The sequence below is a fragment of the Bacillus sp. ISL-47 genome, assembly GCF_018613175.1.
Lineage (GTDB): Bacteria > Bacillota > Bacilli > Bacillales > Cytobacillaceae > Cytobacillus.
On record NZ_JAGGQS010000063.1, the window covers coordinates 16459 to 29574 of the forward strand.

A 13116-nucleotide genomic window follows, 5' to 3' on the forward strand; every position below is an offset into this window, starting at 1 on the left:
ATTATTATGTGTTATTTACACGTATTGGAGGTATACGGTGACAAATACAGTCTGTCACTTATATAAACACTATAACCTGGAGGCGATTCTGTCAGGAATAAAAAGCCAGGCTCAAGGAGCAACAATATGATTAAACATGTAATCTTTGATTTCGATGGTACAATCGCTGATTCAAAAGAAGTTTTCATCTCGGCTTGGAATAGTATGGCGGATAAGCATAATTTTAAGAGGATAAACTTAAAAGAATTGGATGCATTGAGAAAAATGACAATCAGGGAGAGGAGCGAAAAGCTGAACTTTCCTTTGTATAAGATGCCACTGATTATACCTGTGTTTTATAAAAGGTATCAGCAAACCATTCAGGATATACAGATTTTTCCCCAAATGAAAAATGTCCTGGATGTACTAAATGAAAGAGGAATACAAACAGCCATTATATCTTCGAATTCTGAAGATAATATTACAACCTTCCTTGTTCGCAATGAAATTAAAGGTGTCACAAATATTTTTTGTTCCAGCCGAATATTTGGCAAGGATACATTAATAAGAAGATACCTGAAACAGAATAACTTAAAATCTGAGGAAGTCATTTATGTAGGCGATGAGCAAAGGGATATTATTGCGTGTAAAAAGGCAGGTATAAAGGTCATTTGGGTGGGCTGGGGCTATGATGCAGTAGAAGTGGTAAAAGCTGCAAAGCCCGATTATAAGGTTTATGAGCCAAATGATATTTTAAGAATAGTATAAGCGGGGGAAAAAGATTTGCAAAAAGGAAAAATACTTTTATTAAACGGTGTCTCCAGTGCCGGAAAAACTTCTTTATCAAAGGAACTGGTGAGAAGGATGCCGGATTTCTTTCATTTTAGTGTGGATGACTTTGATATTATGATTGAACGGATGGAAGAAAGGGATAATCAGAGGCTGATCCCCGTTCCGACAGAGCAATTTTTTCACCGGTCAATCGCCATGTTTTCTGACGAAGGGATTAATCTTGTGGTTGACCATGTTTTGCATGATCGTGAAACTTTAAGAGATTGTCTTGAAATACTAAGGGAATACCCAGTTTTTTTCACAGGTGTCCATTGTCCACTGGACGAATTGGACCAAAAGGGAAAGAGCCAGAGGAGACCGCCGAATTGGCCAGGCAAAGAACCAGCTGGATTTTGTTCATAAGCAAAATGAAAGATATGATGTTGAAGTAAATACATATGAAAATAGTATAGAAGATTGTGCAAAAACGATCGAAAGCAAATTCAATGAATGGAAGAGTCCAAAAGAATGGCTGCAAACAATCACTAACTTTAAACCAATGATCTAATACAGCATTAAGCAAAAAAGGGGCTCATATAAAAGAAAGAAGGACTAGGCGGTTTGCTGTCTTTTTTTGCAGGAATCTTTACATATTTTCCATATTTTTGGATATCGTAAGGCTTGAGGTGATTGGATGCCAAATCCATTGGAAGCAGTTTGGAATACACTTAAAACCACGATTGATAACATAAATGAACCCCCTACTCCATTGCACATTATTGAAGCAGGCGATTGCTGGACCTATTTAACAATGGTGGAAGAGTTTTTGCGTTATGAGGAAATTGGATTAAATACAACAACTGATGATGAAGTAAGGGAAATGCTGACTGACATACTAAAGACATGTGAATCCCAGAAAAAAGAACTGAATGAATTTATGGTAAAAGAGGGTATTCCTTTGCCGGATGTCACATCACCAAAACCAAAATCAAGTTCCAAGGACATTCCTTTAGGCGTGAAATTAACTGATGAAGAGATTGCTAATGGTGTGGCTTTTAAATTGGTGGTTTGTTTACAAGCATGCGGCAAAGGTCAAGCAGATTCGATTCGAAATGATGTGGGAATGATGTGGCTTGGATTTTACCTGGAGTGGGTCACAGTTGGTAAGGTTTTAAAAACCTTAATGATTAAGCGCGGATGGATTAAAGTTCCACCGTATTACTATCCTCCGGGATCTCCGCAACAATAAACCAACTTTATTTTAAAGTTGGTTTTTATGTTGGAGAACTCTATTTTCTTTATGATAGCATTCCGGTACACAAAACATTTAGACTGCTCCAGCCATCAGTGTTCAATTAGCGAGTACCTCTCACCTTATGTTCTCCAGGTTACTTTTATTGTGGAGAAGTCCGCTAAGGTATGAAATACAAAACGTTCGAATGTGGTAATGCATCAAACGTTTCGTTCCTTATTCTTTTATAAGCTGATAGAGCTTAAACATATCATCGCTGTTAAAGATTTTCGGGACTGGATAAAGCGGATTTGCTTCTTTCAAAGCACGTTCAACCATGACCGGGATATCCCTATCTTTGATGCCGCTGATCTTGGGTGGTATATCCATTTTCTTGTTGAGGGATTTAATGCTGTTGATAAACTTTACTGCTTTTTCATCAACAGAATCTGAATCCTGAACAATCCCGGCTGCATCAGCCAATTCGGCTAAAGACCGATACACAGACTTTCCATAGTGTTCAAGAACATACGGGAGGATCACTGCATTTGCCAGCCCGTGAGGGACTGAATAAAATCCTCCGAGCGTATGGGCGATGGCATGTACGTTCCCTACATACGCTCTAGTAAAGGCTGCTCCGGCCAAATAGGCAGCTTTTTGCATATTAGCTCGTGCCTGCAAATTCGTTCCATCGCTGTATGCTTCGTAAAGATTCCCGTAAATAAGCCTAATGGCGTCCTTGCTGTATTTCCTTGTCTCCTGCGTGTTGCTTCTGCCAATATAGGCTTCAATTGCATGGGTTAAAGCATCAAGACCTGTTGCTGCTGTAATGGGGGGAGGCAGTTTTACAGTAAGCAGCGGATCAAGCACAGCATAATGAGGCATAAGGCTGAGATCAATTATTGCATATTTTTCGTGGGTGCGGCTATCCGTTATCACCGCTGCTACTGTCGCTTCACTGCCTGTACCTGCAGTGGTAGGAACGGCAAATAGAGGAGGGATTTCTTTTCTGATTTTAAACTGCCCTTTCATTTGTGAAATACTCTTTTCTGGCTTGGCAACTCGTGCACCTACACCCTTTGCGCAGTCCATTGGCGAACCCCCGCCAATAGCGATAATCCCCTGGCAATGATTGTTATTATATAGTTCAAGTGCTTCCTCGATATTCTCGATAGTTGGATTTGGAACCGTTTTATCATAAATAATATATTCGATACCTTTGTTCTGCAGCCCTTGAAGAAAGCTATCCATTAACCCAAGCGAACGAATTCCGCTGTCTGTGACGATCAATAACCTGCTGATTGCTTTAGTCTTAATAAATTCAGGCAGTCTATCCAGGCTATTTACTCCCTCTATCAATTCTGGATTACGCCAGGGCAGTATAGGCGATACCAGCTTAAAGGTTTTTTGATAGATTCTGCCATATGAGTTGTACACTTCATCACCTCATTACTTTCTGAAAATTCAAATATCATAATTTATTTATACCTTTATGTTTAAAGGTGAGTCAATATGTGGAATGAGAATAATATAGTTTTTAACATATGACTCACTTGACATGATTCTAAAGGTATTTTATAATTATCTCGAAATCAAGATAAATTAATTCGAGGTATCAAAAGAGAGGGTGATAAAATGGGAAGATCTTGTCCCAACCAAACTTTCCTTCTGCTGATGCAAACGTCCAAGGCAATCCAGGAACGTGTTAGGACAAATATCACCTGCTACAGCCTGAGCATGACGGAATTTTCGGTTTTAGAGGTTCTTTATCATAAAGACATGCAGACAATCCACGAGATTGGGAAGAGGATTTTAATTTCGAGCGGTTCTATGACTTATGTGATTGATAAGCTCGTGGAAAAAGGCTTTACAAAACGGGTCGCATGTCCGAAAGATCGCCGAGCTATCCATATTGCCCTAACAGACAAAGGAAAACAAATACTCAGGGAGATTATGCCGGAGCATGAAAAATGGGTGGATTCTTTTTTTGAAGAGTTAAATCCAATTGAAATAGAAAATTTAAACAACCTTCTTGAAAAAATAAAAAGAAGAACTGAATAATAAATTTTTTTAATTTATATCTCGAATTAAAAATGCTTGAATTAGAATGAGATTTTTCGGATTCAGTTAGGATAAATTAATATGGTAGAGCGAAAGAGGTGTTATTAAATGGGCAGACAAACAATGGGAATCCATCATATTACTGCAATCGTGGGCCATCCTCAAGAAAATGTTGACTTTTATGCGGGGGTATTGGGTATGCGCTTGATCAAACAAACCGTTAACTTTGATGACCCTGGCACTTATCACCTTTACTTTGGAAATGAGGGAGGGAAACCGGGCACAATCATTACCTTTTTCCCCTGGGCAGGAGCTTATCAAGGTGTAATTGGGGATGGACAGGTTGGCGTCACTTCTTATGCAGTCCCAACAGGAGCTATGACTTATTGGAAAAAGAGACTGGAGAAGTTCAAGATCCCCTTCTCAACTGAAAAAAGATTTGGTGAAGAATATTTAAAATTCATAGATCCCCATGGATTGCTTTTGGAAATCGTTGAAAGAGAAGGAGGGGAAAACAATCCCTGGTCTTTTGGCGATGTGACTCGAGACGTTGCAATTAAAGGGTTTGCAGGAGCCACTCTTTATTCATCACAGCCTGAAAAAACAGCTGAATTGCTTGAAGAAGTCATGGGGCTTGAAAAGATTGGAAAAGAAGGAGCGTGGATGCGATTCCGATCTGCGGCCAATATTGGAAATGTTATTGATCTGAAAACGGTTCGAGGCACACGTGGCCAAATGGGAGTCGGAACAGTCCATCATATTGCATGGCGCGCAGAGGATGATCAAGATCAGCTGGAATGGAAAGAATATGTAAAGGCAAAAGGCTATGGTGTTACACCGGTTCAGGACCGAAACTATTTTAATGCTATTTATTTTAGGGAGCATGGAGAAATCCTTTTTGAAATTGCTACTGATCCGCCGGGGTTTACTCATGATGAATCGCAGGAAGCTATGGGAGAAAAATTAATGCTGCCTGAACAATATGAGAAAATCAGAGACCGCATCGAGCGTGAATTGATTCCATTTAAAGTAAGAGAACTTGATAACTGATAATAAAGGAGATGATGGAATGAAACATATTTTTCAACAAGGAAAAGATCCTTCTAAACCCATTTTATTATTGCTGCATGGCACGGGTGGCAGCGAATCTGACCTGCTTCCATTAGCCGATCATATTGATGCAGAGGCATCTGTATTGAGTGTTCGTGGTAATGTGCTTGAAAATGGCATGCCGCGTTTCTTCCGCAGGCTGGCTGAAGGCATTTTTGATCAAGAGGATTTGATCTTCCGTACTAAGGAATTAAATGGGTTCCTTGATGAAGCGGCTGTAAGGTATGAATTTGACCGTGAAAATATTGTGGCGGTAGGATACTCAAATGGAGCCAATATTGCAGGCAGCTTATTATTCCACTATCAAAATGCTCTAAAAGCAGCTATTCTTCACCACCCGATGGTGCCAAGAAGAGATGTGGAGCTTCCGAATTTACAAGGTACTCCAATATTTATCGCTGCAGGGACAAATGATCCGATCTGTCCTGCCGAGGAATCAACAGATTTACAGTCATTATTGGAAAATGCCGGAGCAAAAGTAGAAGTTCATTGGGAGAATCACGGACACCAATTAACCATGGGGGAAGTGCAAGCTGCAGCCCGCTGGTATAAACAAATATAAAAATAGTTAATTGGATTCCTAATAAGGGAAGAGAATAAAAGAATAGGCGGTGCAGGCATGGGTTTCTTATCAAGGTTATTTGGAAATTCAACTAAAAAGGAGACGGTAAATATGGCAAACGTAAAATTAGCAGTTATCTATTACAGCATGGGCGGAACAAATTATCAATTATCAAAATGGGCAGAAGAAGGTGCAAAGGAAGCGGGTGCCGAAGTAAAGGTATTAAAGGTTCCTGAATTGGCGCCACAATCGGCAATCGAAGGCAATCCCGCGTGGAAAGCAACGGTTGAGGCTACGAAAGACGTTCCTGAAGTTACAGGTGATGATCTTGAATGGGCAGACGCAATCATCTTCAGCGTTCCAACTCGTTTCGGCAACATGCCTTCGCAAATGAAGCAATTCCTTGATACAACTGGCGGCCTTTGGGCTCAGGGAAAGCTTGCAAATAAAGTTGTAAGTGCGATGACCTCTGCTCAAAATCCGCATGGCGGCCAGGAAGCAACAATCCTTTCACTTTACACAACGATGTACCACTGGGGTGCGATTGTCGCTACGCCGGGATATACGGATCCTGTTATTTTCGGAGCTGGGGGAAATCCTTATGGAACAAGCGTAACCGTTGATCAGGATGGAAAAATGATTGAAGATGTTGAGGCAGCAGTTAAGCACCAGGCAAAGCGTACAATCACTGTTGCGGAATGGGTTAAAAAAGGAAATCAGTAATTGAATTAGTTTGGAGAGCAATCAGTTGAGGCAGATTGCTCTCTTTACCATTGTAAAAGGGGAGAATTAAGGATGGAAGACAAGGACATTTATAAACGTGAGATTGCTAAAGTCAGGAAGGTCCAGCTGCATGAACACAGCCCTATCCATGCAGCTGGGCCTGTCATTGAGCCAGGAAATTGGGAAAGGTATGATCCATTTTTGCTGCTGATGGAAGATAAGTTTCAAAAAGGAGCCTTTGATATCCACCCTCACCGTGGAATCGAAACCGTTACCTATGTCATTGATGGAGCAATCGAGCATTATGACAGCCATTCAGGAAAAGACGGCGTATTAGGACCCGGTGATGTGCAATGGATGACTGCCGGCAGCGGAGTGGTCCATAATGAAGTGCCATCTGAAGGTGTAACGGCGCACTCCCTGCAGCTGTGGATTAATCTCCCTCGTGATAAGAAAATGACAGCTCCAAGGTATCAAAATCTTAAAGGAAATGAAGTGCCGGTTAGAGAAGAGAAGGGTGTTGCTATCCGTATTTTTTCTGGTTCATCTGGCGATGTTATTTCACCAACGTTAAATCATGTGGCAGTAACGATGATTGAGGCAAGGATGGATGCAGGCGCTTCAATCTCCCAGGAGTTGCCTGGCAGCTATAAGGGATTCATCTATATAATAGAAGGCAGCGGTGTTTTCGGGAAAAATGAAGTTCGCGCTTCTAAAGGAGAGGTCCTCGAATTAGGAACTGGCGGGAAAAATGGTACAGGTGAAATCGACTTTACAGCAGAAGAACCGTTGCGCTTTTTGCTGTATGCAGGAGAACCTGTAAAAGAGCCGGTTGTAGCCCGCGGTCCATTCGTAATGAATACAGAAGAAGAAATCCAGGAAGCTTATCAGGAATACATGCAAGGGACTTTCTTAAAATAACGGGATATAGAGAAGAGCAACTGATTTAGGTTGCTCTTCTTTGATGATTTAGTATGAAATTTCTTTGAAAATGGAAGAATTGTTAGGAAGTATAGATGAGCCGACCCTTTTTGAGTGCAACTTTTTACTTGTGTTCAACTTTATAAATTTAGGCTGTTTTATAAAAGATTGTTGTTTTTAAATAGATTTGTAAATAAAAACATTGATAAATAAGGTTGGTTGATTGGAGCGTAAGGTGCGAGACTCCAGCGGGAGGAGTGGGACAGGTGAGACCCCACAGGCGCTGCGCGCCGAGGAGGCTCACTGCCCGCCCCGCGTTCGCTGAGCATCCTGGAGCGGAAATCAACCTCTCCTCACTACTTGTTTAAAAAGCAACAAAGTTTGAGAAAACAACCTAAATTTATGAAGTACTTAACGAATGTATTGTCTTCAACTTTTCCGATTTATTGTACAAATCCTTGCTGCTACAGGGTTCTGATAAAAGGCAGCCAAAAGAAGGAATACGAATAAATTTGCAGAAATCTATATCATCCCAATATAAGGAGGATCTGATTATGTACGAACTAAAAACTAAAGAGAATGATAACAGTGTCATTGAGTTTATAGAAAAGGTCGAAAGTCTGAAAAAACGTGAGGATGCTTATAAGCTCCTTGATTTATTTACTGAAACGACCGGTTATCCGGCCAAAATGTGGGGACCGAGCATTATAGGGTTTGGGTCCTACCATTACAAATATGAAACTGGCCATGAAGGCGATGCGCCTCTTGTCGGATTCTCGCCAAGGAAAGCAAAGATAAGCTTATATTTTGCAACAGGTGATATGGAGCGGCATGTGCTACTTGAAAAATTCGGAAAACATACTGCTGGAAAGGCCTGTGTGTACATAAACAAATTGGCGGACATTGAGGTGAATGTTTTAAAGGAGCTAATTCTTCAATCCATCAAATTTTTGCGGGAGACCTACCCGGAGAAATAGAGACGGAGGGGCTGGGAGTTCGGAGGATTTGAAAGAATTTATAGATAGGACTATTGTTCATTGCCTGATTATCTCCTGTTCAGGGATTTAAGTTTTGGATTGCATATTATGTATGGATGTATATTGGAAAATTAATAAGAAAAAGTATCCAATGAATGGCAAATAAAGTTAGCCTCAACCGCTAGGCTAACTTCATTTAAAAATATAGTTATAATTGCATGTAATTCCAGTTGAAAAGTCGGTTTTTATCGTTTTAAAAAAGTTAAAGCTTGTTTTACAGATTTCATAGTAACAATTGAATGAAGGCTTCTGCCCATATTATCAAGCGCTTTTTGTGCGAGTTCCGGACGTATTCCGGTAATAATTGGCTGAATACCGAGCAGACGCATAATCGCTTCAATTTTAATTAAGAAATCGACAACGACTTCGTCAAGATTAAAAATTCCTGAAAAATCTATAATAATATGTTTAACATTTGTTTCAGTTTTTAGTTTTGTTGGCAATGTTTCCAACAGGATTTGAGCTTTATCAAAATCGATCGTCCCGACAAGCGGAATGATTGAAATTTCATCCATCACAGGAACAATGGGGGTTGAAACCTCGTTCTGCCTTTTTTTATATTCCCGTTCCGTTTTCTTTTGGTCTGTGATATCTCTTAAGACTGAGAGTATGGCCCTCTTCTCACCATATGGGAAGGGGTGACACGACAGCTCCACCTCTAATGAAGATCCGTCTGAAGTAACAATTGTTTGGTCTATAAGTGCGCCTATTTCATTTTCCTCTAATGCTTTCCGTATTCGCTCTCTAATTCTAATTTTTGCATCATCAGGGAAAATATCAAGTACTTCCGCCCCGATTAAGTCTTCCTTAGCTGCCCCCAGCATTTCTGCACCGGGATTGTTGATATATAAAACCTTGTAATCACTATGAACGATAGTGGTTTCAAAGGTATTTTCAACTATTTGCCGGTATAACTCGTTCCTTGCATGATCGGGAATCGTACCAGTGGAAAGTTCTTGCATCCTATTTCCCTCCTAACTTCGTAGTTTCAATAACTATAACATAGTAAGGGTAGAGATAAAAATCCTTAGGATATAGAAAGAAACAATACAGGAAATTAAGATTTTCGTTTTGCCACTCACTAAATCCCGGAAATTTGTTGGAATCTAGTAAAAACCAGGCTGTTTTCTTCCACTTGATGCAATTCCCCTAAATCTTTAAGAAAACAGGGTACAGCTTCTTTATCCAAATCCATAAATAGATCATCCCAAAAAGGTTACTCCATTCTTGTTGTGGTATAGCTAGTAATAGGAGCAACAAATGAAATCTACATACTTTTCGATATGGAGGGACAAAGATGAAAAATAAAACAGCAGACAGAATAAAGCGGGAAGATGTCCCAAAGAATCAAAAGTGGGATCTGACCGCTCTTTTTGAAACCAAGGATGAATGGGAAAAAGAATCACAGGCTGTAAGTGAAGAGCTTTCCAGCGTAACAAAATATAAAGGCAGGCTGCATGAGAGCGCAAAGGTACTAATGGATTGCCTGGAAGCAAAAGAAAAGCTGCTTGAACGATTTAATCTAGTTTCAATGTATGCAGATTTGCGCTTGTCTGTTGACAATACAGAGACTGAGAGACAGATAGACGCAGCAAAAGCATCGGAGGCGCGTTCTGAACTGAATGCAGCACTTTCGTTTGTAGAAACTGAAATTATAGCCCTGCCTGAAGAGACGGTTAAAAATTTTATGAAGGAGGAAAAAGGTCTGCAGCTCTTTCAAAAGTATTTCGCTGATTTGCATGAAAGAAAGTCCCATGCACTAGGCGAGGAAACAGAAGAGGCTTTGGCAGCCCTTGGCTCACTATTTAGTGCACCGTACAACATTTACAACCGTGGAAAACTATCAGATATGCAGTTTGATTCATTTACAGATGAAGAAGGAAATGAGTGGCCGCTCTCTTTTGCTCTGTATGCAGGAAAGTACAGCTCATCTCCTTCCACAGAGGTTCGCAGAAAAGCCTATGATTCTTTTAATAAAACATTAAACCAGTATAAGCATACTTTTGCGGCCGCTTATGCTGCGAATGTAAACCATGAAGTAACAATGGCACGTCTGCGAAACTATGAATCTGTTACGGATTTGCTTCTTCAGCCCCAGCAGGTAACGAAGGATATGTACCATAACCAGCTGGATGTCATTCAGGAAGAATTAGCGCCGTATATGCGAAAGTATGCGAATCTGAAGAAAGAAGTTCTGGGATTGGACAAGATGACTTTTGCTGATATTAAAGCACCGCTTGATCCGGAATTTAAGATGGAGACAAGCTATGAGGAAGCTTCAGAAACAGTGAAGGGTGCCTTGGAAATTATGGGTCCGGAATATATGGATATGATTAATAGAGCTTTAACGGAAAGATGGGTGGATTATGCAGATAATATCGGGAAATCAACAGGTGCATTCTGTTCCAGCCCATATGGAGCTCACCCATATGTATTGATGACTTGGCCGGATACCATGCGCGGGGCTTATACGCTTGCACATGAACTGGGCCATGCGGGACATTTTTATCTTGCAGGAAAAAACCAGAGAATGGTGAATACAAGGCCCTCACGATACTTTATTGAGGCACCTTCCACTATGAATGAGATGCTGCTCAGCAACTATCTGCTCTCCAAAACAAATGATAATCGAACAAAACGCTGGGTTATTCTTCAGCAGCTGGGTACGTATTATCATAATTTTGTCACTCACTTGCTGGAAGGTGAACTGCAGCGGAGAGTTTACCGATTAGCAGAGAACGGCGAGCCGTTAACAGCAAGTGTGCTGTCCGAGCAAAAGGCAGATGTTCTTAAGAAGTTCTGGGACGATTCGGTTGAAATCGATGAAGGAGCAAGCCTGACCTGGATGCATCAGCCTCATTATTATATGGGACTGTATCCATATACTTATTCAGCTGGTCTTACTGTATCTACAATCGTGTCCAAACGAATCCTTGAGGAAGGCAAGCCTGCGGTCGAAAGATGGCTGGATGTATTAAGAGCAGGCGGAACTCTTAAGCCTCTTGATTTGATTAAAAAGGCAGGCGTTGATATGTCCAAACCGGATCCTATCCGCGAAGCCGTTGCCCATGTTGGGACTTTGATTGATGAGCTTGTGGAAAGCTACAGCGGACTATATAAAGGTTAGAAAAAAATAATTTAAATGTTAAATGTTTATGTCGATTTTCCCCTGCAGCAGACAGACTTAAAGGAACAAGCTATGATGTTTCTGTGCAGGGGATTTTTTTGTTGGAAAAATATCAGATAGCATTAATTTACCAGTTACTTCCCCTTTGAAATAATATATTTTGTATTTATATAGAGTATTAGAAGGTGAATTTATGCAGCAAAGCCTGAATCCTGTAGAACGAAAAACGAAACGCAGGAAAAATAAGCTTTACATTTCAATTAATAAGAAATTCGTGTTCAGCCATCTTATTTCGGCGGCTTGGCTTGTTTTTTCATTTTACCTTTCATTACCCTGGCTGGAGGATTTGTCTATTATTATTTCTTTTCCTTTAGCGGTACTCGTGATCGGAGGAATCGCATATGTACCTGGTTATATGAATGCATTTCTGGTTATGAGTCTTCTTCTGGACAGGCAGCCTCCATTTAAAAATCAGCAGCCTGATAAGGATGTAACCTTGCTTGTAGCCGCATTTAATGAGGAAAAATCCATTTTTCAAACCTTGAGTTATGTGGCAAATCAGGATTACGCAGGTAAAATAAACATTATTGTTATTGATAATAATTCGTCTGATGGTACATATGAACAGCTGAAAAAAGCCCAAATAGAATTGCCTCTGGACCTGAATATTTTACAAGAGTCCCTGCCAGGCAAGTTTCACGCATTGAATAAAGGTTTGCTGCATGTGACAACCCAGTATGTAATTACCCTTGATGCTGATACACTGCTGCATCCATCAGCCGTCCGCTTTTTAGTGTCACGGATGGAAAGCAGCCCGGAAAATGTCGGGGCGGTAGCTGGTTCCATGCTTGTAAGGAACAGCCGGGACAACATATGGACCAAAATCCAAGAATGGGATTATTATCTGGGGATTGCATCAATTAAAAGATTACAAGGTTTGTATCAAGGGACACTGGTAGCTCAAGGGGCCTTTAGTTTATATAAAACAGAATGTGTCCGCGAGGCGGGTGGCTGGCCGGATGCTATTGGGGAAGATATTGTTCTGACCTGGCGTCTCCTCCAAAATGAGTGGAAGGTTTATTTTGAACCGCTGGCAGCAGCATTTACAGATGTACCATCCAATCTTTGGCATTTTGCTAAACAGAGGTCCAGATGGGCGAGGGGCATGATCGAGGGATTGAGTGAAATCAAGCCATGGAATCAGCCGCAGATGTATACCAAGTATCTAACAGGTGTAAATTTCGTTATGCCTTACTTGGATATTGTGTATACTTTCTTCTGGATTCCTGGATTGGTGCTGGCATTCTTCGGCTATTATTGGATTGTCGGTCCAATGACGCTATTTGTTTTGCCTCTTACAATAGTAAGCTATGGCATTTTGTATTATTATCAGAAACATTATGTTTTTAAAAACTTAAACCTAAAAGTAAGGAAAAACACAATTGGATTTATTTTATTTATTATCTGCTATCAGATGATAATGTCTCCCATTTCTGTCTGGGGGTATTTTCAGGAGTTCTTTAAGTTAAAGCGTGTTTGGAAATGAGCTGCAAAAACAAAACCTCGCTGTATATTAGAGTGACCCAGTAAAATG

At 40.5% G+C, this 13116-nt stretch carries 14 protein-coding genes; 12 read left to right on the forward strand and 2 right to left on the reverse strand.

Annotated features, from left to right (window positions below):
- Positions 1 to 126 precede the first annotated feature (126 nt).
- The 4 genes from J7I93_RS20775 (at position 127) to J7I93_RS20790 (ending at position 1999) form a co-directional block, all read left to right on the forward strand.
- Positions 127 to 747, forward strand: coding sequence for an HAD-IA family hydrolase (locus tag J7I93_RS20775; RefSeq protein WP_214987944.1), 621 nt, complete (start codon positions 127 to 129; stop codon positions 745 to 747).
- A 15-nt stretch (positions 748 to 762) separates the two neighbouring features.
- Positions 763 to 1173 carry a phosphotransferase-like protein gene (locus J7I93_RS20780; RefSeq protein ID WP_214728123.1) on the forward strand — a complete coding sequence of 137 codons (411 nt, stop codon included), beginning with the start codon at positions 763 to 765 and terminating at the stop codon, positions 1171 to 1173.
- Positions 1076 to 1318 (forward strand): phosphotransferase-like protein, encoded by a 243-nt coding sequence (locus J7I93_RS25565; RefSeq protein ID WP_214728124.1) that lies wholly within the window; start codon positions 1076 to 1078, stop codon positions 1316 to 1318. The genes J7I93_RS20780 and J7I93_RS25565 overlap by 98 nt, the downstream gene beginning before the upstream one ends.
- 126 nt (positions 1319 to 1444) lie before the next feature.
- On the forward strand, positions 1445 to 1999 hold the full coding sequence (locus J7I93_RS20790) for a DUF3231 family protein (RefSeq protein ID WP_214728126.1): 555 nt from the start codon (positions 1445 to 1447) through the stop codon (positions 1997 to 1999).
- Positions 2000 to 2218: 219 nt separating this feature from the next.
- Here J7I93_RS20790 and J7I93_RS20795 read toward each other — a convergent pair whose 3' ends face one another.
- A complete protein-coding gene (locus J7I93_RS20795) occupies positions 2219 to 3418 on the reverse strand; it encodes an iron-containing alcohol dehydrogenase (protein ID WP_214728128.1) in 1200 nt (399 codons plus the stop codon).
- Between the two features lie 198 nt (positions 3419 to 3616).
- Here J7I93_RS20795 and J7I93_RS20800 point away from each other — a divergent pair, with 198 nt between their 5' ends.
- From J7I93_RS20800 to J7I93_RS20825, 6 genes are all read left to right on the forward strand, one after another.
- The gene (locus tag J7I93_RS20800) at positions 3617 to 4042 is read left to right on the forward strand and encodes a MarR family winged helix-turn-helix transcriptional regulator (protein WP_214728130.1); all 426 of its coding nucleotides are present in this window, start codon (positions 3617 to 3619) and stop codon (positions 4040 to 4042) included.
- 108 nt (positions 4043 to 4150) lie between these two features.
- On the forward strand, positions 4151 to 5092 hold the full coding sequence (locus tag J7I93_RS20805) for a ring-cleaving dioxygenase (protein ID WP_214728132.1): 942 nt from the start codon (positions 4151 to 4153) through the stop codon (positions 5090 to 5092).
- 19 nt (positions 5093 to 5111) lie between these two features.
- Positions 5112 to 5714: an alpha/beta hydrolase gene (locus tag J7I93_RS20810; protein ID WP_214728134.1), complete on the forward strand. Its 603-nt coding sequence runs from the start codon at positions 5112 to 5114 to the stop codon at positions 5712 to 5714.
- Positions 5715 to 5825: 111 nt separating this feature from the next.
- Positions 5826 to 6437 (forward strand): NAD(P)H:quinone oxidoreductase, encoded by a 612-nt coding sequence (gene wrbA, locus J7I93_RS20815; protein ID WP_144539911.1) that lies wholly within the window; start codon positions 5826 to 5828, stop codon positions 6435 to 6437.
- 72 nt (positions 6438 to 6509) lie between these two features.
- Positions 6510 to 7358 (forward strand): pirin family protein, encoded by an 849-nt coding sequence (locus J7I93_RS20820; protein WP_214728136.1) that lies wholly within the window; start codon positions 6510 to 6512, stop codon positions 7356 to 7358.
- A 554-nt stretch (positions 7359 to 7912) separates the two neighbouring features.
- Positions 7913 to 8335, forward strand: coding sequence for a DUF1801 domain-containing protein (locus tag J7I93_RS20825; protein ID WP_214728139.1), 423 nt, complete (start codon positions 7913 to 7915; stop codon positions 8333 to 8335).
- A gap of 245 nt (positions 8336 to 8580) precedes the next feature.
- Here the strand turns inward: J7I93_RS20825 and J7I93_RS20830 are convergent, their stop codons facing one another.
- Positions 8581 to 9357 (reverse strand): PAS domain S-box protein, encoded by a 777-nt coding sequence (locus tag J7I93_RS20830; RefSeq protein WP_214728141.1) that lies wholly within the window; start codon positions 9355 to 9357, stop codon positions 8581 to 8583.
- 335 nt (positions 9358 to 9692) lie between these two features.
- On the opposite strand from J7I93_RS20830, the gene pepF reads away from it, so the two are divergent.
- Together pepF and J7I93_RS20840 are read left to right on the forward strand one after the other, a co-directional pair.
- Complete coding sequence (gene pepF, locus J7I93_RS20835) at positions 9693 to 11522, forward strand: oligoendopeptidase F (protein ID WP_214728143.1); 1830 nt, start codon at positions 9693 to 9695, stop codon at positions 11520 to 11522.
- 193 nt (positions 11523 to 11715) lie between these two features.
- Complete coding sequence (locus tag J7I93_RS20840; RefSeq protein ID WP_214728145.1) at positions 11716 to 13068, forward strand: glycosyltransferase family 2 protein; 1353 nt, start codon at positions 11716 to 11718, stop codon at positions 13066 to 13068.
- Positions 13069 to 13116: the final 48 nt, after the last annotated feature.